The sequence below is a fragment of the Alcaligenes sp. Lyrl_28 genome (assembly GCF_051948705.1).
Lineage (GTDB): Bacteria > Pseudomonadota > Gammaproteobacteria > Burkholderiales > Burkholderiaceae_B > Alcaligenes > Alcaligenes ammonioxydans.
Genome location: NZ_JAYJLG010000004.1, coordinates 82709 through 107319, shown reverse-complemented (window position 1 = coordinate 107319; position 24611 = coordinate 82709). Strand labels below are relative to the sequence as shown.

General features: G+C 57.8%; 23 protein-coding genes. 10 read left to right on the top strand and 13 right to left on the bottom strand.

Annotated elements, in window-relative coordinates; all coding sequences use genetic code 11:
* Positions 1-20 precede the first annotated feature (20 nt).
* The 4 genes from ctaD to VF694_RS11110 are packed head-to-tail and all read left to right on the top strand — an operon-like array spanning position 21 to position 2911.
* Complete coding sequence (gene ctaD, locus VF694_RS11125; protein WP_003805154.1) at positions 21-1628, top strand: cytochrome c oxidase subunit I; 1608 nt, start codon at positions 21-23, stop codon at positions 1626-1628.
* Between the two features lie 16 nt (positions 1629-1644).
* Complete coding sequence (locus VF694_RS11120; protein WP_219235321.1) at positions 1645-1758, top strand: cytochrome oxidase small assembly protein; 114 nt, start codon at positions 1645-1647, stop codon at positions 1756-1758.
* 1 nt (position 1759) lies between these two features.
* Positions 1760-1984 carry a DUF2970 domain-containing protein gene (locus tag VF694_RS11115; RefSeq protein WP_003805158.1) on the top strand — a complete coding sequence of 75 codons (225 nt, stop codon included), beginning with the start codon at positions 1760-1762 and terminating at the stop codon, positions 1982-1984.
* Positions 1985-2035: 51 nt separating this feature from the next.
* Entirely contained in the window at positions 2036-2911 is an 876-nt protein-coding gene (locus tag VF694_RS11110; protein ID WP_131071057.1) for a cytochrome c oxidase subunit 3, read from the top strand.
* A 44-nt stretch (positions 2912-2955) separates the two neighbouring features.
* On the opposite strand, the gene VF694_RS11105 is transcribed toward VF694_RS11110, so the two are convergent.
* Entirely contained in the window at positions 2956-3162 is a 207-nt protein-coding gene (locus VF694_RS11105; RefSeq protein WP_003805161.1) for a twin transmembrane helix small protein, read from the bottom strand.
* 28 nt (positions 3163-3190) lie between these two features.
* Between VF694_RS11105 and VF694_RS11100 the strand changes: the two genes are divergently transcribed.
* The 4 genes from VF694_RS11100 to cyoE are packed head-to-tail and all read left to right on the top strand — an operon-like array spanning position 3191 to position 6514.
* On the top strand, positions 3191-3973 hold the full coding sequence (locus tag VF694_RS11100) for an SURF1 family protein (RefSeq protein ID WP_131071058.1): 783 nt from the start codon (positions 3191-3193) through the stop codon (positions 3971-3973).
* 1 nt (position 3974) lies between these two features.
* Complete coding sequence (locus tag VF694_RS11095) at positions 3975-4604, top strand: SCO family protein (RefSeq protein WP_440164367.1); 630 nt, start codon at positions 3975-3977, stop codon at positions 4602-4604.
* 4 nt (positions 4605-4608) lie between these two features.
* A complete protein-coding gene (locus tag VF694_RS11090; protein ID WP_336579987.1) occupies positions 4609-5682 on the top strand; it encodes a COX15/CtaA family protein in 1074 nt (357 codons plus the stop codon).
* A complete protein-coding gene (cyoE, locus tag VF694_RS11085; RefSeq protein ID WP_059318100.1) occupies positions 5621-6514 on the top strand; it encodes a heme o synthase in 894 nt (297 codons plus the stop codon). The genes VF694_RS11090 and cyoE overlap by 62 nt, the downstream gene beginning before the upstream one ends.
* A gap of 44 nt (positions 6515-6558) precedes the next feature.
* On the opposite strand, the gene VF694_RS11080 is transcribed toward cyoE, so the two are convergent.
* Positions 6559-9168: a cation:proton antiporter gene (locus VF694_RS11080; RefSeq protein ID WP_059318099.1), complete on the bottom strand. Its 2610-nt coding sequence runs from the start codon at positions 9166-9168 to the stop codon at positions 6559-6561.
* Between the two features lie 271 nt (positions 9169-9439).
* Between VF694_RS11080 and VF694_RS11075 the strand changes: the two genes are divergently transcribed.
* Both VF694_RS11075 and VF694_RS11070 read left to right on the top strand, forming a co-directional pair.
* A complete protein-coding gene (locus VF694_RS11075) occupies positions 9440-9877 on the top strand; it encodes a DUF2946 family protein (RefSeq protein ID WP_003805177.1) in 438 nt (145 codons plus the stop codon).
* Positions 9878-9975: 98 nt separating this feature from the next.
* The gene (locus tag VF694_RS11070; protein ID WP_059318097.1) at positions 9976-12027 is read left to right on the top strand and encodes a TonB-dependent copper receptor; all 2052 of its coding nucleotides are present in this window, start codon (positions 9976-9978) and stop codon (positions 12025-12027) included.
* A 257-nt stretch (positions 12028-12284) separates the two neighbouring features.
* Here VF694_RS11070 and rpoH read toward each other — a convergent pair whose 3' ends face one another.
* From rpoH to VF694_RS11015, 11 genes are all read right to left on the bottom strand, one after another.
* A complete protein-coding gene (gene rpoH / locus VF694_RS11065) occupies positions 12285-13181 on the bottom strand; it encodes an RNA polymerase sigma factor RpoH (protein WP_003805180.1) in 897 nt (298 codons plus the stop codon).
* Between the two features lie 286 nt (positions 13182-13467).
* The gene (gene fghA, locus VF694_RS11060) at positions 13468-14361 is read right to left on the bottom strand and encodes an S-formylglutathione hydrolase (protein WP_440164363.1); all 894 of its coding nucleotides are present in this window, start codon (positions 14359-14361) and stop codon (positions 13468-13470) included.
* A 125-nt stretch (positions 14362-14486) separates the two neighbouring features.
* Entirely contained in the window at positions 14487-15593 is a 1107-nt protein-coding gene (locus tag VF694_RS11055) for an S-(hydroxymethyl)glutathione dehydrogenase/class III alcohol dehydrogenase (RefSeq protein ID WP_003805184.1), read from the bottom strand.
* Between the two features lie 154 nt (positions 15594-15747).
* Positions 15748-16989: a cardiolipin synthase ClsB gene (gene clsB, locus VF694_RS11050; protein ID WP_003805185.1), complete on the bottom strand. Its 1242-nt coding sequence runs from the start codon at positions 16987-16989 to the stop codon at positions 15748-15750.
* Positions 16990-17036: 47 nt separating this feature from the next.
* Positions 17037-17888, bottom strand: coding sequence for an endonuclease/exonuclease/phosphatase family protein (locus VF694_RS11045; protein ID WP_003805186.1), 852 nt, complete (start codon positions 17886-17888; stop codon positions 17037-17039).
* 18 nt (positions 17889-17906) lie between these two features.
* On the bottom strand, positions 17907-19694 hold the full coding sequence (gene aspS, locus VF694_RS11040) for an aspartate--tRNA ligase (RefSeq protein WP_003805188.1): 1788 nt from the start codon (positions 19692-19694) through the stop codon (positions 17907-17909).
* 42 nt (positions 19695-19736) lie between these two features.
* Positions 19737-20396: a DUF502 domain-containing protein gene (locus VF694_RS11035; protein ID WP_003805190.1), complete on the bottom strand. Its 660-nt coding sequence runs from the start codon at positions 20394-20396 to the stop codon at positions 19737-19739.
* A gap of 11 nt (positions 20397-20407) precedes the next feature.
* Entirely contained in the window at positions 20408-20671 is a 264-nt protein-coding gene (locus VF694_RS11030; protein WP_003805193.1) for an FmdB family zinc ribbon protein, read from the bottom strand.
* Positions 20672-20877: 206 nt separating this feature from the next.
* A complete protein-coding gene (locus VF694_RS11025; RefSeq protein ID WP_003805195.1) occupies positions 20878-22137 on the bottom strand; it encodes a putative Na+/H+ antiporter in 1260 nt (419 codons plus the stop codon).
* A 43-nt stretch (positions 22138-22180) separates the two neighbouring features.
* A complete protein-coding gene (gene ubiA, locus VF694_RS11020; protein ID WP_440164360.1) occupies positions 22181-23125 on the bottom strand; it encodes a 4-hydroxybenzoate octaprenyltransferase in 945 nt (314 codons plus the stop codon).
* Between the two features lie 210 nt (positions 23126-23335).
* The gene (locus tag VF694_RS11015) at positions 23336-24532 is read right to left on the bottom strand and encodes an aminotransferase-like domain-containing protein (RefSeq protein ID WP_003805199.1); all 1197 of its coding nucleotides are present in this window, start codon (positions 24530-24532) and stop codon (positions 23336-23338) included.
* Positions 24533-24611: the final 79 nt, after the last annotated feature.

Here is a 24611-nt window from a genome sequence, read left to right as displayed (position 1 = left end):
AGTGCAGCAAGGAGTCAAGCATGAGTAGCGTCACCGTCGACCATGTAGCGAACCCGAGCGGACATGAGGATCACCATCATGCCCATGCCACCCCTAGCGGCTGGCGTCGCTGGTTATTCGCCACCAACCACAAAGACATCGGGACCATGTACCTGATCTTCTCGTTTGTGATGTTGCTCGAAGGCGGCGTGCTGGCTCTGCTGCTGCGGACCGAACTATTTCAGCCCGGTCTCCAGTTTTTCCGGCCCGAGCTGTTCAATCAGTTCACCACCATGCACGGCCTGATCATGATTTTCGGCGCGATCATGCCGGCCTTTGTGGGCTTTGCCAACTGGATGATTCCGCTGCAAATTGGTGCTTCGGATATGGCCTTTGCCCGCATGAACAACTTCAGCTTCTGGCTTTTGCCAGTCGGCGCGATCCTGTTCACTGCTTCATTCTTTGTACCTGGCGGCGCCCCGGCCGGCGGCTGGACCATGTATGCCCCCCTGTCCTTGCAAATGGGTCCAGGCATGGACTTCACCATTTTTGCAGTCCACATTCTGGGGGCATCGTCCATCATGGGGGCCATCAATATTGTGGTGACGGTCCTGAACATGCGCGCCCCCGGCATGACCCTGATGAAAATGCCGCTGTTTTGCTGGACCTGGCTGATTACCGCTTATCTGCTGATTGCCGTCATGCCCGTACTGGCCGCAGCCGTGACCATGCTGCTGACCGATCGCCACTTTGGCACCCATTTCTTTAACGCGGCCGGCGGCGGCGACCCGGTTCTGTACCAGCACATCTTCTGGTTCTTTGGCCACCCCGAGGTCTACATCATGATCTTGCCGGCCTTCGGGATTGTGTCGGCCATTGTTCCGGCCTTCTCGCGCAAACCCTTGTTCGGCTATGCCTCCATGGTGTATGCCACGGCCGCCATCGCCATCTTGTCGTTTCTGGTGTGGGCTCACCACATGTTCACCACCGGAATGCCCGTGACCGGGCAACTGTATTTCATGTACGCCACTATGTTGATCTCCATCCCTACCGGGGTGAAGATCTTTAACTGGGTGGCTACCATGTGGCGTGGCTCGCTGTCCTTTGAAACGCCCATGCTGTTTGCCATCGGCTTTATCTTCGTGTTCACGATTGGCGGTTTTACAGGCCTGATCCTGGCCGTGGCGCCGATTGATATTGCGGTCCACGACACCTATTACGTAGTGGCTCATTTTCACTATGTGCTGGTTGCCGGATCGCTGTTTGCCTTGTTTGGCGGCGCCTACTACTGGCTGCCCAAGTGGACGGGCCGCATGTACAACGAACGCCTGGGCAAGATTCATTTCTGGTCCACCATGATCTCGTTCAACGTGACCTTCTTTCCCATGCATTTTCTGGGTCTGGCGGGCATGCCGCGTCGTTATGTGGACTACGCTGGCCAGTTCACGGACTTTCACCAGATTGCCACCATTGGCGCCTTCTGGTTTGGGCTGTCGCAACTGCTGCTGATCTACATCGTGATTCAGGCGGCTCGCGGCAAAGGCGAAGCGGCCAGTGCCAAGCCCTGGGAAGGCGCGGAGGGGCTGGAGTGGACCGTTCCCTCGCCCGCACCGCATCACACGTTTGAAATCCCCCCTGTCGTCAAATGAGCTGGAGGAACGCCCTATGACTCCCGAACAACGCCGTCGCAACCGCCGTCTGGGACTGCTCCTGGCTGCGTTCGTCATTGCCATCATGGCCTGGACCTTTCTGAAAGGCAGTCAATTTTTAGGACAGTGATATGGATGACGATTTTCGGGACCTCACACGGCGCAAGCTCAGCTTTTTCCAGACCTTGAAAGCCATTGCCTGGGGTTTTTTTGGAGTCCGTCGTGGTCGCGACCATGAACAGGACATTGCCAAGATCAATCCGGTCTATCTGATTATTGCCGCCTTGATCGCCACGGTTGTTTTCGTTGTGGGCCTGATTATGGTGGCCCGCTGGTTCATTGGTCAGGCCAGCTGAACCCTGGCCGAAGACGGCGCCCCCCGGGCACCTGACCCGAAGGAGAACACTATGCATGTCGAGACTACGGCTCACCCGTCCAAGGCGCCGTATTACTACGTTCCCGGCTTGTCGGGACATCCGGTACGCGCCAGTCTTTCTCTGTGCCTGACACTACTGGGGGCGGCGACCTGGATCAATGACTGGCCAGGTGGCTTCTGGGTGTTTCTGGTCGGGATTCTCAGCTTCTTGCTGGTCCTGTATTTCTGGTTCAGTGATGCCATACGCGAATCCGAAACTGGCCTGAACAGTGCCCGTGTCGATGTCTCCTACCGCTGGAGCATGTCTTGGTTCATCTTTTCAGAAGTCATGTTTTTTGCGGCTTTTTTCGGGGCTCTTTGGTATACCCGTGAAATTGCCACCCCCCTGTTAAGTGACCTGGATCACCGCGCCCTGCTCTGGCCCGACTTCACGGGCACCTGGCCCAACCAGGGCCCGGCAGGCACCATTGCCCCCTTTCAGACCGTAGGCCCACTGTGGCTGCCCACCATCAACACGACCCTGCTGCTGACCTCGGGCGTGACGCTGACCATTGCTCATCATGCCTTGCGTGCCAGCAAGCGCAGCAGCGCGATTTTCTGGTTGTTCATGACCGTTGCCCTGGGGGTTGCGTTTGTGGCCTGCCAGGCATACGAATACCTGCACGCCTACGCTGAGCTGAACCTGAAGTTCACCTCCGGCGCCTACGGGGCCTTGTTCTACATGTTGACGGGCTTTCACGGGTTTCACGTGATTATCGGCGCCACCATGCTAACGGTGATGCTGATACGGTTGATACGCGGTCACTTTACTGCCGAGCATCATTTTGGCTTTGAGGGTGCCGCCTGGTACTGGCACTTTGTGGACGTGGTCTGGCTGGGTCTGTATCTGTACGTGTACTGGTTCTAGCAATGCATGCACCAGGCCTGTCTGTACGGGCCTGGTTTGTTCTTTCAAGCCAAGGGTACGCCAGTGCTTTCAATCCAGCCCAGATAATGGGCCAGCAAGACAAACAGGAACAGGGCCACGGACAAACCCACACGCCAGGTCAGGGCATAAGCCATACGACTGGAATTGCCCCGGTCCCGCATCAGGTACACCAAGGCAGACCCCAACGAAACAATAATCCCCAGAAACACGATCAGGACTAGCACACGCATTACGTCTCCCCCGCTTCAGGTTGAATGGATGTCCAGCAACAATTCTCGTTCTTCTTCGACTCGACCCCTGCTTGCCCTGCTCTGTCTGGGTTTGCTGATGCTGCTGTTCATGAACCTGGGACGCTGGCAATTGAGCCGCGCACAGGAGCGTCAAAACCTGGCACAACAAATCGCTCAAGGCCGCCAGCAAGCCCCTTTGCACATCGATTCCAAAGCCAGCCTGGACAAAGGCGCTTTGTGGCAGTCGGTCGCCGTGCACGGCTCCTGGCGCAGTGAGTTAACTGTACTCCTGGATAATCGCAATTTCAAAGGTAAGCCGGGCTACTGGGTGGCGACTCCTTTTGTACTGGATGAAGGCGATCTGACGGGCTCCAGTCTGCTGGTGCTACGCGGATGGCTGCCGCGCGAACCTGGTCAAGCCCCCGAGGTCCCACCTGCCCCCACTGGCTCCCAAACCCTTGTCGGCGAACTGCTGGAACGAGTGCCGCGTCTGTTCGAATTGGGCAACAGCCCCCTGCCCGAGCAGTTGCCCACCTCGTCGCGCACACCACCTGTCGTGCAAAACCTGAGCCTGGAGCAGTTGCGCAGCCGCATTGACGTGCCGTTGCTGCCGCGTGTACTGGCCCAGACCGCGCCCGCCTCCTCGCTGCAAACCCAGTGGCCCGACCCCAATATCGATTTTGAGAAAAACCGCGGCTACGCCCTGCAATGGTTCGGCTTTGCCCTGATTGCCCTGTGTGCCTGGATCGGTGTAGCGTGGAAATGGCTGCGACGCTCCAGGCCCCATTTCGCCTCTACAAGGAAGACCTGACGTGGACACGACTCAAGCCCCTGCCCGCCCGCGTTCCCTGATTCCGCTGTACCTGCTGCTGGCGGTCAGCCTGGCACCCGTGCTGTTTGCACTGGCCGCCTATTACATTCCGGCCTTGGGACTGCGACCCGCTGAAAGCAATGCCTATGGTCAGTTGATCGAGCCACAACGCAGCGTGCCTGCGCAAGCCTTATTGCCGCTGCAGACGCTGGATGGTCAGGCCTTTGATCTGCAATCGCTGCGTGGCCGCTGGGTGCTGGTCAGTGCCGATGACAGCGCCTGTCCCGAAAGTTGCGTGCGCAAGCTGTTCATCCTGCGCAACTCCCACGCCAGCCAGGGCAAGAACGTGGATCGCCTGGCCCGCGTCTGGTTTGTGACCGACTCCGGCCAACCCTCCGAGCAAATTCTGGAGGCTTATAAAGGCACCCACATGCTGCGGGCCGACCTACAGCAACTGGCCCCGTTTCTGGCACCTGGCGCCCCAGGCCAGGCCCCCGAGCAAGCCGTCAAAAACGGCATGTGGATCATCGACCCCAATGGCAACCTGATGATGGCCTTTCCCGGTGATGCCGACCCACTCAAGGTTCGTACCGATATACGCAAACTGCTGAACAATTCACGCATCGGATAAACGCATGACCGATATCCGCCATCGCTACCGCAAGCTGGTCTACCTGACCTGGTTCCTGACCCTGGACCTGATCATGTTCGGCGCCTTTGTGCGCCTGACCGATTCCGGCCTGGGCTGCCCGGACTGGCCTGGCTGCTATGGCAAGCTCACGCCGCTGGGCGCAGGTGCACATATCGAACAAGCTTATCAAGCCATGCCCTATGGCCCAGTCAGCTGGGGCAAGGCGTGGATCGAGATGATTCACCGTTATGTGGGCGCGGCCTTGGGCATGCTGATTATTGCCATCGTCTGGATGGCTTGGCGACATCGTCACGCCCTGGGGCACTCCGCCCGGCTGGCTCTGTTCACCTTGCTGGCGGTGTGCGTGCAAGGAGCATTTGGCGCCTGGACGGTTACCCACAAGCTAATGCCCCTTATCGTCACCACCCATTTGCTGGGCGGCATGAGCGTACTGGCCTTGATGACCTGGCTGGCTGCCCGCGAGAATCCTGGCCCACCTGTCTTGTCGTCCACCCGTCGTTGGCGACCCTGGCTGATCGGTGCCTTTCTCCTTCTGACCATTCAGATTGGGCTGGGCGGCTGGGTCAGCACCAATTACGCGGCACTGGCCTGCATGGACTTTCCGCAATGCCACGGCCAATGGATTCCCGACATGGACCTGCACGGCGGATTTTCACTGTTTCGTGCGCTGGGCGAGCTGCCATCCGGTGAAATGATTTCCCAGGCCGCACTGACTGCCATTCACTGGGTTCATCGCAATATGGCCTTTCTTGTCTTTCTGGTTCTGGGATCGGTCGCCTGGAAATTGCGCGCCGATCCTGTCTTGCGTCGCCCCGCCACCGGGGTGCTGTTGCTCTTGCTGGCCCAGCTCGTCACGGGGTTAACCACGATCTTTTTTCAATGGCCTCTTTTGATTGCCGTCCTGCATAATGGGGGAGCTGCCGGTCTCGTTTTATGCTGCGTCACCCTGTTGGTACGGCTTTCCCGCAAGTCGACTGTCCCCCAAGGAATACAGTATGACAAACACCGCCACCCTGGCTCCCGCCTCGCTCCTGCGCCAATATCTGGTACTGACTAAACCGCGCGTCACCCAGTTGGCTGTTTTCTGTGCCGTTATCGGCATGTTTCTGGCTGCTCCCGGCCTGCCCGATCCCGGCACAGTCGTAGCCGGCACACTGGGCATATGGATGTTGGCTGCCGCCGCCTTTGCCATCAACTGCCTGATCGAAAGCCAGATTGATGCCCGCATGCTGCGCACTGCCCGTCGCGGTACTGCCCGCGGCACCATTACCCCACCTCAAGTCCTAGCCATGTCCGGTTTGCTGGGTGGCATAGGCATGCTGGTGCTGTATTACTGGGTGAATCCGCTGACCATGTGGCTGACCTTGGCCACCTTCATCGGTTACGCGGTGATTTATACCGTGATCCTCAAACCCCTGACCCCACAAAACATCGTGATCGGCGGTTTGTCCGGTGCCATGCCCCCCGCTCTGGGGTGGGCAGCGATTGCCAACGCCGTACCGGCAGAAGCCTGGCTGCTGGTGCTGATTATCTTCATCTGGACGCCCCCCCACTTCTGGGCATTGGCCTTGTATCGCCAGCACGACTACCAGCGTTCGGGGCTGCCCATGCTGCCCGTCACCCACGGCAAGACTTTTACGACGCTGCATGTGCTGCTCTACAGCTACATCCTGATGGCCTCCAGCCTGCTGCCCTTCGTCATCCGCATGAGCGGCGTGCTGTATCTGGTGGCTGCCATCGTGCTGGGCGCACGTTTCATTCAATATGCCCATCAACTGCACCGCAACTACAGCGATGAACTGTCCCGCAAGCTGTTCCGCTTCTCCATTATTTATCTGGCGGTTCTGTTTGGGGCCTTGCTGATAGATCATTGGGTGCGGCTTATTTAACCGTCCGCCAAAAAAACGGGTCACAGCAGACCCGTTTTTTTCGACTAGGCTTCTACTGTCCGTTCCCAATCAGGTGGCAAGGGCGGGCCCACAAAGTTTTCTGCCTCGCTCAAGGCATGCGCCAAACCAAACAAGGGTGGCAATTCTTCGTGCTGACGCTGGCCGGACTCGAATTCCTGCCAGACCTGATACGCGCGTTGGCGCTGTCGCACCACGGCCTCGATCTTTTCACTGAAGATGGGATCTTTGCCACGCAAGGTATCGAAATCACGCTCGGTCAGCATCAGCAGGCGGCTATAGCCCAGGGAGCGCACTTCACCAACGTGATCGCTGTGCTCCACAACATTGACCTCACCAATCGTCTGCCCTGTCCCCAGTTCCACCAGGCTGCCATCAGGCAAGGTCAACTCCAGCGCCCCGGACGCCACAAAGAACATGGCACGCATGCCGCCATAGCGCAAATGGATCTTTTGATCTGGCAGCGCCAGACGTGGGCGCAAGCGTCGAGCCAGCTCTTTTTTGGCTTGCTCGGAGATGCCGTCGAACATGGGCACCTGCGCAATCAGCTCCATGGCGCTCATGGTCATGTCCAGAGTGGGACGCTCATCCAGATAGCGCCAGCGTTGCGTAATCTGTTTGACCAGATCCGCATACATCTCGCTGGTAATCAGGGAATGCGACAGCATGGTGCGATAGTGCGCCCGCTCTTGCGAGGCTGCCACACGCGCCAGATAGGATTCCTGCAACCATTGCGCAAACACCGGGTATTGCAGGGTCAGGGAGTGCAGGGCCTCTTCCAGCTGAGACAAACGTAACTTATGGGCCTGCACAATCGTACCGGTCGCCTGTTTCCCCAATAAGGGCGCCAATTCAGTCTCGGCAAAACGAATCAGACGCTGCGCCACCGAGCGTTTGGCGATCAGATTGGAGAAGCGTTTATCCAGTTCGCGTACCAGCCAGCCTTGCAAACCAAACAGATAATGCAGACGCAAAGCGGTACGAAAACCACGCGAATAGCGCAGGTCTGTTGCAATCGCCGCCTCAAAACCGGCCAAACCGGCCAGCCTCACTGTATCGTTCATGCGTTCGGCCCGGCTCAATAGGGCCTCGGCTGTTTTCCAATCCACAATCTGCGATTTCAGCAGCTCGTAAAACAGCTCCACCTCGCGGGCCGATAAAATCGCCATGCCCATTTTGATTTTCTGTGCCTCGGTCAGGCTTTGAATCTGGCCCGACGCCACACCGGCCTGACTGGCCTCAAAAACCGTACAAAGGCGCTCGATCACTTGTGGCTTGATCTGCTCTTGCCGCCCCAGTTCCTCGGTCTTGTCGCGCAGCTCTTCCAGCGCCAGACTCACCGCCTGATCGCGCAAATGGCGCTCCAGCGGTGTCAACTGATTCAAACCCAAACGACGAATCAAGGGCCGCAAGCTGATCCCGTTCACAAACAGGGTCAGCAGCACAAAGCCCGTGGTGGCCACACCGATGAACTGGCGCACATCATGCGGAATGGCGTGTTGTTCCGTAACCGCCAAGGCCAGCGCCAGGGAGACTGCTCCGCGCAGCCCGCCCCATAAAATCACCACCCGGTAAGGTCGACTGACCCGAGTGCCAAAGCGAGTACGGCCCAACAGAGGCAGCACGCCAAACACCATCGCAGCACGTGCCAGAAGCGTCACCCCAAACAGCAATACAACCAGACCAATCTGCATCCAGGTGATTTCTGCCATCAGGCGCGGAATCAACATGGCGGCGAACAGAAAAATTAGGGAATTGGCCAGAAACCCCATCTGGGTCCAGGAGCTGCTTAACAGTTCGAAAGTCGCGGGCGACATGCGGGTGCGACCCGTGGAACCCACCACCAAACCGGAAATGACGGTAGCGACCACTCCCGACACACCCAGATAGTGTTCGGATACAAAAAAGGCCAGGTACGCCAAGGCAATGGTCAGGGTTACTTCAGCAGCGGGCCAACCCCGCAAGAGCACAAACAGACCACTGGCCAGCCGTCCCATTAAGAAGCCCGAGATCCCCCCACCCAGAAAACTGAACAGGAAGCTGCCCAGCACCGTACTACCACTTAACTCACCACCTCCGGTCAGCACCGCCAGCAGCACGGAATACAGAGCAATGGAAGCGGCGTCGTTAAACAGGGCCTCCCCTTCGACCAGCGTGGACAACCGTTTGGGTGCGCCCACTTCACGGAAGATGCCCACCACGGCGACAGGGTCTGTCGTGGCCACAATCGCGCCCAACATCAAACAGACTACCAGTCCATAAGACGACGCCGCGTTCAAGGCGTAACCCACGGCAAAGGTACAGACCACCACGGCCACAATTGCCATCATCAAAATGGCACCGATATCATCGAGCAAGCGGCGCAAGTTCATGGCCAGCGATGTCTCGAACAACAAGATGGGCAAAAAGGCGTATAGAAAGGTCTCGGACGAGATGTCGAAGGCCTGCAGGGTATTGAGAAAGTCCGACACCATCTTGGGCGCCCAGGCATGCAAATGCAGCAGGATGCCCAGCGCAAAGCCGATCAAGGCCAGTAGTACGGAATACGGTAGTCGCAGGCGTCCAGCCAAAGGCGGCATAAAGGCGACCAATCCCAACAGGCCTGCCAGTCCAAAAACAAACTGCCCAATGTGCATCGCGACATCCTTTGTCATCGGCATTGACCCGATTGGCATGTGCCTACGCATTCAGACATGGGCAAGCCAGATCGGCACGGAAAATCCCCCCGCTTTCCGCAGGAATCAGAATAGCGCTTTTTCCCCGGCCCACAGCCGCCAAATTATCTTTTTCTCGCAAAATTTACGTTTTTTGGCCTGTGCCGGGGCACACACTCATCCGTAAAGCGGCAACTCAAAACCTGCGCCAGCGCAAATTCGCCCCTGACATAACTGGTTATACTTTCGCATCATGAGTTTTCCGCGCTCCTTCCTCGCCGCCCATGCCTGGCCCCATCGACTGGGCCTGTGTCTGTTGCTGCTGGCTGTGGTGTTGCGCGGAGTCGTGCCAACCGGCTATATGCCTAAACAGGGCGATCAAGGCTATGCCCTGGCCTTTTGTCTGCCTTCCGGACAGAGCCTGCCACCTGAAATGGCGCAACACTGGGCCGCCCTGTTAGGCGAGGACGCCACAGCGCACTCCGATCAGGCCACCACCAGCGCCACCTGCCCATTCTGCGTCATGCTGCAAGCGGCTCTGACACCCGCGCCTGTCGCGCTCGTGACGCCCTTGAGCCTGGGCCATTTCCGGCCCTTGTTGCTTCCGGCACTCCACCCGGCCCTGGCCCAAACCTTTATTCGCGGCCCACCCGTGGGGCCACGCGCTCCTCCCTTCCTTCTTCCTGCCTGATTCCTCGCGTTCGGCGCTGCCGCTACGCTTTCTCTGCCCTGCAGCTCTCGACCAAGCGGGTATGCCGCTGGACGATGGCTGCGCTTTGGAATTTAGTCATGAAGAACCTAGTAAGCCCCGGCCTGATCCGCGCCGGTGTTCTGGCCTGCCTGCCCTCTATGGCCCTGGCCCAAGCCACCGTTATTGAACAACTGAGCCCCATTGTGGTGACAGGTGTGGCCCCCGAGTCGCCCCTGCAATTTAGTACCAACCCCAAGCTGCCCCGCCTGCCCTTGCCGGCCAGCGACGGCACCGACTACCTGAAAACAATTCCGGGTTTTGCCGCCATCCGCAATGGCGGCAGCAATGGTGATCCAGTACTGCGCGGCATGTTTGGTTCGCGTCTGAACATACTGACCAACGGCAGCGCCATGCCCGGTGCCTGCCCGTCCCGGATGGATGCGCCTACCTCCTACATTTCGCCCCAGTCCTTTGATGAGCTGACCATCATCAAAGGCCCACAAAGCGTACGCTGGGGGCCGGGCGCTTCTGCCGGAACGATACGTTTCGAGCGCACAGCACCCGGTTTCACCGAGAACGATGCCACGCTGGAAGCCAGCCTGCTAGGCGGGTCGGCAGGACGCCACGCCGGAAACGTGGATTTCGCGGCCGGCAATGCCTCTTACTATGCCCGCCTGACCGCCAACCAGGACCGCGCGCAGGACTACAAGGATGGGGACGGCGAGCGCGTCCCCTCACGCTGGAAAAAATGGAATACCGATGTCGCCATTGGGCTGACACCCGATAGCGACACTTTACTGGAGCTTAGCGCCGGTACGGGCGACGGGTATGCCCGCTACGCAGGACGTGGCATGGACGGCACGAAGTTCAAGCGCGAAAACCTGGGGCTACGCTTCAAGAAAGAGATGCAGGAAGGGGCTGTGCGCCAGGTGGAGGCCCAGCTCTACTACAACTACGCCGATCACGTTATGGACAACTATGAGCTGCGCCCCTTCAAACCCAGCGCTGGCATGTCCATGCCCATGGCCTCCAATGTGGATCGCCTGACCTGGGGCGGACGCATCAGTGTGGATTGGGCGTTACGCGACGATTTGACCCTGACGACCGGTACCGATGTGATGCGCAGCCGCCATCGCAAGCGCAGCGGTATGGGTATGCAGGATTACCGTGATCAGGATTGGATAAAAGATGCGGAGTTCGACAATATCGGCCTCTTTACCGAGGCGCGTTGGGATCTGAACGATAACAGTCGTCTGATTGGTGGCGCACGTCTGGACTGGGCCAGCGCCCGGGACCTGCGTCCCAGTCTGGGCAGCGGCATGATGAGCAAGCCCAACCCCGGTGCCAACGAACGTCGCAAAGAAACCCTGCCCAGCGCCTTTATACGTATTGAGCATGATCTGCCAAGCCTGCCCTTGAGCCTGTACGCCGGTATCGGCCATGTACAGCGCATGCCAGACTACTGGGAGCTCATTTCTCCAGCCAGCGGCCCACAGGGAAGTCCCAGCGCCTTCCTGGGCATTCAACCAGAAAAAACCACGCAACTGGATATTGGCGCACAGTACAAGGATGACACGGTCTCGGCCTGGGCCTCAGCTTACCTCGGCCAGATTCAGGACTACATCCTGTTCGACTACCTGCCTGGCGGCATGATGGGCAGAAAAACGCAGGCTCGCAACGTCAATGCTCGTATTATGGGTGGCGAATTGGGTGCCGACTGGAAAGTCTCCCCCAGTTGGACGCTGGGCAGCAGCCTGGCCTATGCCTGGGGCAGCAACCGCACAGACAGTCGGGCTCTGCCACAAATGCCCCCTCTGGATCTGCGTTTAACGGCGGACTATGTACACGGCCCTTGGTCTGCAGGCGGTATCTGGCGCATTGTGGCCAAGCAGACGCGCTACGCTCAAGATCAGGGAAATGTGGTTGGTTATGACTTCGGGCCTACCGGAGGATTTAGCACGGTGTCGCTGTACGGAGGCTACAAAATCAACCGTAATCTGTCCCTGACAGCCGGTGTCGACAATCTGTTCAACAAAACCTATGGTGAACACTTGAATCTGGCCGGTAACAGCGGTTTTGGCTTTGGCGCCGCCACGCGCTTTAATGACCCTGGCCGCACCCTCTGGCTACGCGCAGCCCTGTCCTTCTGAGCCTTCCGTATAAGCCCTATCCGGGTCTGACCGACCCGGCTGGGCAAACGGCAGCAGCATCAGGACAAAAAAAGGGACACCTGGTCGGTGTCCCGTAAACATCCGCTTCAAAAGGGAGGGGAAGAGGAGAAGCCGAAGCGGACGTGCAAATGCCGATATGCGTAGGTGGCAAAAATCAGCAAATGTATTGTTTAGTCCGCGAAGATCAGCGTAAGTTCAGCCCTTTTCCCTGAAAAGTTGTAACTCTTTAAAACGGCTTACACGGCAGCAGACAGCGCCACGCGCAGCTTTTTGAACGCGGCCACTTCAATCTGACGGATACGCTCGGCCGACACGCCAAACTCAGCAGCCAAATCGTGCAAAGTGGCACCGCCATCATCCTGCAACCAGCGTGCGCGCACAATCCGCTGCGAACGCTCGTCCAACGTGTCGATCGCCTCTTCCAGGCCACTGCCTTCCAACATGTCCTGAGCGCGGCGCTCCAGCACGCGGCTCGGCTCCTCGTGTCCTTCATCGGACAGATAGGAAATAGGCGCGAAATTGTCATCATCGTCGTTGGTCGGGGCCTCCAGAGCCATATCGTGACCCGACAGGCGCACTTCCATCTCGCTGACGTCCTGTGGGCGCACGTCCAACTCACGCGCAATCGCATCGACCTGCGCGGTATCCAAGGTTTGTCCGTCCGGACGCATACGACGCAGGTTGAAAAACAGTTTGCGTTGGGCTTTGGTCGTGGCCACTTTCACCATGCGCCAGTTGCGCACGACGTATTCATGAATCTCGGCCTTGATCCAATGCACGGCAAACGACACCAAACGCACCCCGCGATCGGGATCAAAGCGCTTGACGGCTTTCATCAGGCCCACATTGCCCTCCTGGATCAGGTCGGCATGGGGCAATCCATAACCCAGATATTGACGGGCAATGGAGACCACCAGACGCAGGTGCGACAAAATCAATTCACGCGCGGCATCCAGATCATCCTGGTCGCGCAGGCGCTGACCCAGCTCGGTTTCGCGCTCGGCGCTGAGCATGGGCAGGCGGTTAACGGCAGAGATATACGCTTCGATCGTCCCCAGTGCGCCTGGATTAGACACGGCGGCGACCAGTTCATTACCAGACGCCAGGGCCAAAGCGTTCGCTTGTTGTGTCATGGAAAATCCTTAAAAAGTCAGCCGGCGAGAACACTGAGCAAGGCTCTCAAACCGCGGAAAACGCATTTCATCAATGATTGAGTTTAGCACTCGATGCTCTGGAGTGCTAAAAATTTCAGATACAGGAATAAGAGCGTCGCAGCAAGAAAAAGTTCACTCTTTAGCGTCAAACTGCAATAAATCGGTGGGCAGAACGCCACAAACAAGCTGAAAACCGTGGCAGCCTGAGAGTAACGCCTTTACGCCCACATGAAAACAACAAAGTGCGACCTGGTTTATCCGCCAATCACAGGCGCTCGGCGTGAAAGTCCAGGTGGTCCTGAATGAAGGTCGAAATGAAGTAGTAGCCGTGGTCATAGCCTTCGTGGCGACGCAAGGTCAAAGGCTGCTTGGCCTGTTCACAGGCCTGCTCAAAGACGTCCGGATACAGTTGCTCGGCCAGAAAGCCATCGCTCAAGCCCTGGTCCACCAAAATACCAGCCGGATAAGGGGTGCTGCGCTTGCTCATCAAGGCACTGGCGTCGTGCTGCTCCCAGGCCTGACGGTCCTGACCGAGATAGGCACCGAAGGCTTTTTCGCCCCACGGACAACGGCTGGGAGCCGCAATAGGAGCGAAAGCCGATACAGAGCGATATTTACCGGGATGGCGCAGGGCCAAGGTCAAGGCACCATGGCCCCCCATGGAGTGGCCAAAAATACCCACACGACTGGCATCGCCGGGCAAGAGGGTCGTGGCCAGATCAAAGAGCTCCTGGCTCACATAGCTTTCCATGCGGTAATGCGTGCTCCAGCCAGGTTCTGTGGCATCCAGATAGAAACCGGCCCCGGTTCCCAGGTCCCAGCCATCGTTCTCTCCTTCCACGCCAGCGCCACGCGGGCTGGTGTCGGGAGCAACGAGCATGATGCCGTGCTCGGCAGCATAGCGCTGAGCACCGGCCTTGATCATGAAGGTTTCTTCTGTGCAGGTCAGCCCAGCCAGGAAAAACAGGACAGGCACACGGCCTTGGCCGACGGCCTCGGCCAGATTGGTCGCACCCTTTTGGGCATGGGCCTGCAACTGAGGCGGCAGGTACACAGAAAAACGCATGGGCAAACCGATCGTCTGCGACGCGTGTTGGTAGTAGCGCTGCCAACCATTAAAACAGCGATGTTCGTTAAGCAGTTCCAGTGTCTGAGTCATAGCCCCCTCGTGTTCTCAATAGCAAATCCGGCCCAGGATCAGTGAAAGCACCCGAAGACCTCCCACCGCTCCTGGACCGGGATAAAGGGTGCGGGCGCACGCCTGCCCCCTCATGACGATCGCAATCAGTACATCACCACCGAACGAATGGACTTGCCTGCGTTCATCAGGTCAAAGCCTTCATTGATACGCTCCAGCGGCAAGGTGTGGGTGATCAGGTCGTCGATATTGATCTTGCCATCCATGTACCAGTCCACAATCTTGGGGACATCGGTACGACCACGAGCGCCGCCAAATGCAGAGCCTTTCCATTCACGGCCCGTCACCAGTTGGAACGGACGGGTAGCGATTTCAGCGCCGGCCTCGGCTACGCCGATAATGATGGACTGGCCCCAACCGCGGTGACAGCATTCCAGGGCTTGGCGCATGACCTTGGTGTTGCCGATACATTCAAACGAATAATCCGCACCGCCATCAGTCAGCTGAATAATGTGGTCCACCACGTTTTCAACGTCATTGGGGTTCACAAAATCCGTCATGCCGAACTGGCGGGCCATGGCTTCGCGCTCGGGATTGATATCCACACCAATGATCTTGTCCGCACCCACCATCTTGGCGCCCTGGATCACGTTCAGGCCAATCCCGCCCAAACCAAACACCACCACGTTGGCGCCCGCTTCCACCTTGGCAGTAAACAGGACAGCGCCCAGGCCGGTGGTCACGCCACAGCCGATGTAGCACACCTTGTCGAACGGAGCATCACTACGGATCTTGGCCAGCGCAATTTCAGGCACCACGATATGGTTGGCGAAGGTCGATGTGCCCATGTAATGGTGAACCGGTTTGCCGCCGATGGAGAAACGCGAGGTGCCATCGGGCATCAAACCCTTGCCCTGGGTAGAGCGAATGGCTGTACACAGATTGGTCTTGCGCGACAGGCAGGATTTGCACTGACGACATTCGGGCGTGTACAGGGGGATTACATGATCGCCAGGGCGCAGGCTGGTGACACCCGCGCCGACATCCAACACCACGCCTGCACCTTCATGGCCCAAAATGGCGGGAAACAAACCTTCCGGGTCAGCGCCCGACAGGGTGTAGTAATCAGTATGGCAAATGCCTGTCGCCTTGATCTCGACCAACACTTCGCCTGCTTTGGGGCCTGCCAGATCGACCTCTTCAATCGTTAGCGGCGCGCCCGCTTTCCAGGCAACAGCTGCACGTGTTTTCATGTGGTCCACCCTCCGGGTAAAAGTAATTATGGTTACGGTCAACTCGGTCCTTCGGGACCAAACTATTAAAGTATAAGAAATATTTTATAAGGCGCGGCCCGTCGGCCGACTCCTTGTATGGGTAAAGCCCCGCCTGAGCAAAGCCGCACCGACCTCAGTACAAGGACGATTTGCCCGTCAAGAGCACACCCAGACGCAACATACCATATGCCAGATAATCGACCAGCCTGCTCAGCCAACCCAGACGCTGATAGTGTTCCTGATGAACCCGCGTGGCATTGTGCTCGATTTCGTATTCCAGCTTGGCCTGCAAATCCCGGGTGAACGGCGCATCCTGAATCAGGACATTGGCCTCACGCGCCAGCAACAGGCTGAACGGGTCCAGATTGGATGAGCCCACCATGGAGTAATCATCAATGACCGCCACTTTGGCGTGCAAGTAACTGGCCTTGTACTCGTACAGCTCAATGCCGTGGTCCAGCAACTGCCCGTACATAAATCTACAGGCCCGATATTGCAGAAAATACTCGGCATGACCTTGCAGCAACAAACGCACCCGCACGCCCCGCTGTGCCGTCTGCTCAATGCGTCGCCGCAGGCTGCGGCCCGGGAAAAAGTAAGCATTGGCCAAAATCACCTGTTGCTGCGCCTTGCCCAGCAGGTGCAAGTAAGCCTGCTCAATCTGCTGACGATAGCGCACATTATCCCGCAGTAACAAGGTGGCCCGGACCCCCTCGAACACCTCTCCGGCCTGCTGCGCTTTCTTGCGAGCCTGACGCCGTTTGCGCCACTCGCGCCAGGTGGTGAAGCGTTGCGTAAAACTGTCCCAGTCCTTGCGTCTGCGCCAGGCCATGCGCAGCCACAAGGCCTGTTGGGCGCGCACCATATCATCGACGATCGGCCCCTCGCAGCGCACGGCAAAATCAAAACGTGGCCTGCCCTTCCCATCGATTAGCGGCACCTCATCAAAATCATCCAGGATATTGATGCCGCCCACAAAACCAATGCGCTCATCAACCACCAGCATCTTGCGGTGCAACCGGCGCAAACGTCGTAGGGATAGACGCGGCTCCCGCCATCCTTTGGGCTTGGGTCGGTAAATTCGATAACGCGCTCGCATGGCCTTTAACTGCTCAGCGATCTGCAAGGCATAGACATCACTGCCAAAGCCGTCGATCACCACACGCACGCGTACCCCTCGCTCACAGGCCCGACGCAAGGCGTCCAGAACACTGTGACCGCTATCATCCAGGTTGAAGATATAGGTTTCCAGATGCAGGCGCTTGGTGGCCTGATCGATCGCCTGACAAATAGCCGGAAAAAACTCCTGCCCATTTTGCAGCAAGGTGATCTGATTACCATCGTGCCAAAGTGGATCGCGCTTCAGACTCGGCATGTTTGCAAGGCCTATGCGTTAAGAAACCACTGAACGGCAAAGCTCCTTCAGGGCAGCTCCAGCTCAGTCAGGATAGGGGCATGATCAGACAACTGCTTCCAGGGGTCCCCCACCAGCACACGGGCATTACGGACCGCGAAACCACGCTGATAAACCCGATCCAGTCGTAGCCAGGGGAATGCCGCTGGGAACGTGCGGGGAGGAGGCGTCATGCGCGCTGCGCCGTTCACACCCAGTTGTATGCCCTGCTCAGGCACCACCAACCCGCTTTTACGCCGGGTACGCAGCCACTTGATGGGCTGGCGCAAGCGGAAACGGTTATCAACCTGTCCGCGAGGCGAGAAAGAAAACACTTCGTACAGGTTCAATTGCTGCACAAAAATCGGGGCCAGCCGGTTATTCCAGTCATTGAAGTCGCCCGCAATCAGCAACGGCTCATCGGCCGGGACAATGCGCTTGATGCGATCGAGCAGCGCCTGCACCTGACGAACCCGGCCACTGTTAAACAGTCCCAGGTGGACCACAATGCAGTGCACCGGGCGGCCATCAATATCAATGACCGCATGGAGTAGACCACGCTGCTCCATGCGGTGATCCGAAATATCCTGGTTTTCATACTGCAGGATAGGAAAACGCGATAGCAAGGCATTGCCGTGGTCCGTATACGGACGAACCACATTGCAGCCATAGGCCGTATTCATGCGCAAGGCCGCAGCCAAAGACTCATGCTGGGCGTCCAGACTGCTTTGCAGCTGGTTGCGCCCCTGCACTTCCTGCAAAAACAGCAAGTCGGGAGACAGTCCGTACAGTCCCAGGCGCAAATCCGCCAAGGACTCTCGTTTGCCAGAAGCCGAGCGTCCTTTGTGAATGTTGTAGCTGACTACCCGAATCACTGACACGCCGTCCCCCGATTTGACTTATTTGTTGTCCACGGCCCGCAGACGGATATGCAACTCGCGCAGTTGCTGCTCATCCACCGCCGAGGGGGCCTGAGTCAGCAAACACTGAGCACGCTGCGTCTTGGGGAACGCGATCACGTCACGAATCGAATCCGCGCCCGCCATCAGGGTAACCAGTCGGTCCAGACCCATGGCCAGACCGCCGTGTGGAGGCGCACCGTATTGCAAGGCATCGAGCAGGAAGCCAAATTTGAGCTGAGCTTCTTCAGGGCCAATCTTCAAGGCATTGAATACTTTGCTTTGAACATCGGCGCGGTGGATACGGACCGAGCCGCCACCCACTTCCCAACCGTTCAGCACCATGTCGTAGGCCTTGGCAAAGGCCTTGCCGGGATCGGTTTCCAACAGATCTTCGTGACCATCTTTGGGGCTGGTGAACGGGTGGTGAGCGGCGAAGTAGCGGTTCTCGCCCTCGTCGTACTCGAACATGGGGAAGTCCACCACCCACAGAGGTTTCCAGCCTTCTTCAAATAGGCCGTTTTCCTTGCCGAACTCGCTGTGACCGATCTTGATACGCAGCGCGCCGATCGCATCGTTGACGATCTTGGCCTTGTCGGCACCAAAGAAGATCAGGTCACCATTCTGAGCACCTGTGCGCTCCATCAACTGCTTCAGAACCTCTACATTGATGTTCTTGACGATGGGCGACTGCAGGCCCTCAGGAATCGAGGTCACATCGTTGACCTTGATGTAGGCCAGGCCCTTGGCGCCGTAAATACCGACAAACTTGGTGTAGGCGTCGATTTCGCTGCGGGGCATGGCGCCACCGCCAGGAATGCGCAAGGCAACCACACGGCAGCTTGGGTCGTTGGCCGGTGCGGAAAAGACCTTGAAATCCACTTCACGCATCAGGTCAGCCACATCCACGAACTCCAGCTTGACGCGCAGATCAGGCTTGTCCGAGCCGTAGCGCTGCATGGCTTCAGTCCAGCTCATGGTGGGGAACTTGGGCAGCTCCACATTTTGCACCGTGCGGAAAATATGTGTGACCATGCCCTCGAAAATCTCGCGAATCTGCTCTTCGTTCAGGAAAGAGGTTTCGCAGTCGATCTGGGTAAATTCGGGCTGGCGGTCCGCACGCAAGTCCTCATCGCGAAAGCACTTGGTGATCTGGTAGTAGCGGTCAAAGCCCGACACCATCAGCATCTGCTTGAACAGCTGGGGCGACTGGGGCAGCGCAAAAAATTCGCCGGCGTTCACACGCGAAGGCACCAGATAGTCGCGAGCGCCTTCGGGGGTGCTCTTGGTCAACATGGGCGTTTCAATATCGATGAACCCCAGGTCGTCCAGGTAGCGACGGGCCTGCATGGACACTTTGTAGCGCAGCATCAGGTTGTTCTGCATTTGCGGACGGCGCAAATCCAGGACACGGTGCGTCAAACGGGTGGTTTCGGACAGATTGTCATCATCAAGCTGGAAAGCGGGTGTGACCGAAGCGTTCAGGATCTCGATTTCGTCACAGACGATCTCGATTTCGCCCGAGCGCAGATCCGAATTGACCGTGCCTTCGGGACGAGCCTGAACGCGACCGGTAATGCGCAGGCAGTACTCATTACGGATGCGCTCAGCCACTTCAAAGGCCTGCACGTTGTCAGGATTGACCACAACCTGCGCCAGACCCTCACGGTCGCGCAGATCAATGAAAATCACACCCCCGTGGTCGCGGCGACGATGTACCCAGCCAAACAAATTGACCGTCTGGCCCAGGTATTCTTTGGAAACCTCGCCGGTATAACACGTACGCATCTAGGATGACTCCGAAATAGTAAAAACTGCAAATTGGAAAATTCAGGTTCCAGCCAAAGGGGGCGTCCCTTCAGGGCCCGCAGGCTGGTCAGAAACTGGGGGTAGGGCTATGGGCTCGACAGGGCTGACCACGCCCATGGATACGATGTATTTAAGCGCTGCATCCACCGTCATGTCGAGCTTGTGAACGTCCGCCCGAGGCATCATCAGGAAAAAACCGGAGGTCGGGTTGGGCGTCGTGGGCACGTAGACACTGACAAAGTCGTCTCCCAGTATCTGCGCCACTTGTCCGCCCGGTGTACCGGTTAAAAAGGCAATGGTCCAGGAGCCGGCCCTGGGATACTGCACCAGGACAGCCTCGCGAAAAGCCTGACCGTCGGGTGCCAACACCGTATCGCTGACTTGCTTGACCGAATTATAAATGGAACGAACCAAAGGAATACGCCCAAGTAGCAATTCCCAACGATCCACCATCGCACGGCCCAGGTAATTGGCCGCCAGCAAACCCGTGCCGAACAAGACCGCCAGCACCAGCAAAATTCTAAAGCCGGGAATCCGCAGGCCAAACAAGGCCTGCGAAGACAGGAACTCCGGCACAACGCTCTCCAGCGTCTCGATCAGCAAGGTCAGCACCCAGACTGTAATGACCAGGGGCACCCAAATGAGCAGACCAGTGACGAAATAACGCTTGAAGGGGCGCATAAGAAATAGTGTTAACTGGACGTTGAAGGCGCAGGCGCCGACGAAGCAGCTGGCGTGGATGCCGAGCCGCTGTCCGCAGGCTTGCTGCCACCCTGGTTACGGAAGTCCGTTACATACCAGCCCGTACCCTTGAGCTGGAACCCGGCCGCCGTTACCTGTTTGGTAAAGGTGGGCTGATTGCATTCTGGACAAACCTCTAAAACGGGGTCCGACATTTTTTGCAGTACATCTTTTTCGTATTGGCACGAGCTGCATTTATACGCATAGATTGGCACGACTCATCCTAACTAAAAAAAGCCGAAACAAATTTCGAGATACCAGTAAATGGGGGCGGCACCTGCCCATTTCAAGCCGGCGCCCCGCTCAACGAGCCCCCGCAAACACGTCACGGGAGCGCTTCTGGCTTGATTTTAGCCCTTTTGGCGTTCAATCGCACTGAACTCGCACCCCACCAGAGTCACCGCGCAAGGTGGCACCAGGTTCAGATCAGAAACAGGCAGGCAGCAACCAGGGTGGGCGCGGCCGCACTGAGCAACAAGCGCAACGGCGAGATGGCGCCGTCCGGGAAACTGCCTTTCAAAATGGAGAAACCGGCTGGATTGGGCGCATTGGCGATCACTGTCAAACCGCCCCCTGTGACCGCACCCGCGACCAGCATGTAACGCCAGATTTCCGAGGTCCCCTCAACCAGGGAGCCCAGGTAAGTCAAGGCCGCGTTGTCGGTGACAGCCGTCAAGGCGGTAGCCCCCCAGAACAGCACCGTGGGCGACAGACCACCCAGCAGATCCTGAAGCCACCACTTTTGTAGTCCACCCAGCACCACCAGCCCTGCCAGGAAAAAGCCGACCATCAAACCTTCACGCACCAGCAAGGGGCTTTGGTAGTGTTTGTACGAGTGGGCATAGCCGATGAACAGCATCAACAAGGCCATGAACACAATTGGATGATGCGCGCCCAAGACAATCGCAACCAGAAAAGCCACATGAATGGCCATGACGGTCACAGGCACGGAACGCTGCGTCTTGGCTTCCTGGGGCATGCCCTGGCCCATTTCCAGCAAGGCCTTGCGGCACACCAGCGTGACCAACGTGGCATTGATCAGCACCGCGACGACCGCACGCCACCCGAAGTGGGTGGACATATAGGCTGTATCCCAGCCAAAGGTACTGGCCACCATCAGGACGGGCGGGGCCGCATAGGCCGTCAGGACGCCGCCGATGGAGACGTTCACAAACAGAACACCCACGGTCAAATACTTGAAGCCGGCATGGCCTTGATGACGGAAATAGGCTTTATGCAGCAGGAGCGCCGCCAGGGTCATGGCGGCCGGCTCGGTAATCAGCGAACCGGCCAGAGGCACCACGGAAATCGTAATGAAATACGTGGAAATCTTGTCAGACATGGGAAGCGCACGGGCCAGGACGGACACCGTCTTGTTCACCAGCTCTAAAATGGGACGGCTGGCCGCGACCACCATGATCGCAAACACGAACATGGGTTCGGTAAAGTTGCGCCCTTCCAGATACTCAATCGCCGACTGTAAATCCACAAAAACAGCCATATAGGCCACCAGCACACAGGCCCACACGCCAAACACCGCCTCAACCTCGGACAACATGTGCCACAGCCCTGCATGGCTGCCGCCTTTATTGGCCAAGCGTGCAAACACCGGAACCGAAAAGGTGTGGACGATGGCAATGGCAAACAGCGCCGTTGCAACATACTCAAGAGGAGAGGCCATTTTTCAAACCTTTAAAACTTTACGTAAATTGCTTGAATACGTATCAAGCCAAACGGAGAGTGCCGGCCAAAGCAGCCACCACCAGCAAGACACCAACCCAGATGTTGGCACGGAAAAGGCGCAGGCCTCGTTCGGGATAGCGCACGTCAAAATGCCGCATTTGCCACAGCAGATGCAGCGCAATCAGCGCCATGACCGCGTAATACAGAATACGCTCGTTCAGCAGATAACCGCCGATCAGCCAGCACAACATGGCGGCAATGTAAAAACAGCTGATCCAGGTCTTGCCTGCCTCGCGAAAACGCAGCGCCGTGGAGTGCAGACCCAGCTTGGTATCGTCAGCCATGTCGATATAGGCATAGATGGAGTCGTAGCCAACCTGCCACAAAATCGCGCCCACCCACATCAGGATGGCACCAAAAGGCACCATGTTCTGGGTGTCCGACCAGGCCATCAACATGCCCCAGTTAAAGCAGATGCCCAGGACCACTTGCGGCCAATAGGTAAAACGCTTGCACAGGGGATAAATCATCACAATCGGGAACAAGGCCAGCGCCAGCCACCGGCTGTATTCATTGATCGCCAACAGCAGCAAGGCACACACGGCCATTTGCGCCAGCACGAAGAGCACGGCCTGACGCATGGTGATCTGGCCACTGGTCAAGGGACGAAAACGGGTACGCTCGACCTGATGGTCGAAATTGCGATCCGCCATATCGTTAAAGCAGCAGCCAATACCGCGCATCAGCAAAGCGCCCAGGGAAAAGATCACCAGACGCCACAAGGTGGGCAGTCCGTCCGCGGCCTGCACCAGAGCGGCAAGCGCGGGCAGCAGAGTCAACCAGGTGCCTACTGGCCTATCCAAGCGGCACAGCCGGGCATACGGCCCCCAGGAGGCAGGCAGATAGCGGGCTACCCAATCATTGTTGGGGCGCATATCAGACAGATCTGGACGCGGGGGGGCTTTCGAAGCGGATGGAGATGTCATAGAGGTAAAACCCAAATCCAGGCCCTGGGCCATAGACCGAAAACAAGCATACCCTCTGACAGAGGGTATGCGGTGGATTCCAGAAACCCGTTCACGCTCTGGGAGCCAAGAAAGTGCAATAAGCGGCGCTGAAAACCACAACGCTGGCTGAGCCAGCGCTTGAAAAGGCGCAAACCCGTCTGGCTGCGCCCCATGCCCGTCAGATAGCGATCAGGCTTCTTTGATGAGTTTACCCAAGATGGCAATGCCTTCGCGAATTTTTTCCTCGGGTACGGTCGCAAAGCTCAGGCGCAATGTGTTGCGCTTGACGCCATTGCCCGCGTAGAACGGCTCACCAGGCACAAAGGCCACCAGATTTTCAATGGCTTTTTGCAACAGGGCCGTGGCATCCACGTGCTCGGGCAAGGTCACCCAAATGAACATGCCACCCTCAGGACGGGTCCATTGGGCCGTGTCCGGGAAGTTCTTGTCCATGGCGTCCAGCATGATGGCGCACTGTTTCTGGTAAATATCGCGCACTTTGGGCAGGTGCTGTTCCAGGAAACCGTTATGTACGGCTTCGTAAACCGCCATCTGTGTCAGTGTGGACGTGTGCAAGTCCGTGGCCTGCTTGATCTGCACCAGTTTGTCGATGATTTTGGCAGGGGCCACGATGTAACCCAGGCGCAGGCCGGGAGCCAGCACTTTGGAGAACGTGCCCAAACGCACCACTGTCGCGCCTGCCTTGCGCCCCAGGGACAGCAGGCTGGGCAGGCGCTCGCCGGCATAACGCAACTCGCCGTAGGGATCGTCCTCGATAATAGGAATATGGGCCGCAGCGCAGCGCTCCACCAGATCTTGGCGGCGTTCCAACGGCAGACGCAAGCCGGTCGGATTCTGGAAATTGGGCAAGGCGTACAACAGACGAGCGCCCATGGCCTCCGGTGCCGAGACATATTCGGGAATCATGCCCTGACCGTCAGTCGGAATGGCGACGAAAGAAGGATCGTAGACCGACAAGGCTTGCAAAGCGCCCAGATAGGTCGGGGACTCCACCAATACCTTGCTACCCTCGTCAATGAACAGCTTGCCCAGCATGTCCAGCGCCTGCTGGGAACCGTTCACCAGCAAAATCTCATCGGCCTGAACGGGCGCGCCTTCGGCGCTCATCTGCTCAGCCAACCATTGGCGCAGCGGCAGATATCCTTCAGTCGTGGTGTATTGCAGTGCAGTCCGCCCCTGCTCGCTCAATACCTTGTTGAACGCGCTTTGCATTTCCTCGACAGGAAAGCCGACTGGAGTGGGCAGACCGCCCGCAAAGGAAATAATCTCGGGTCGCGCCGTGACCTTGAGAATTTCACGAATTGCGGAGCCACTCAGTTTCTGGGCACGTTGGGAAAAGGTAAAAGGCTGCGAGAGGGTATCCATGATTCGGAAAAGTCCTGAAGAAGAACGATTAAATACTTCATATGCAAACTTTATAGCTTGCAACAATGAACGCAGGATG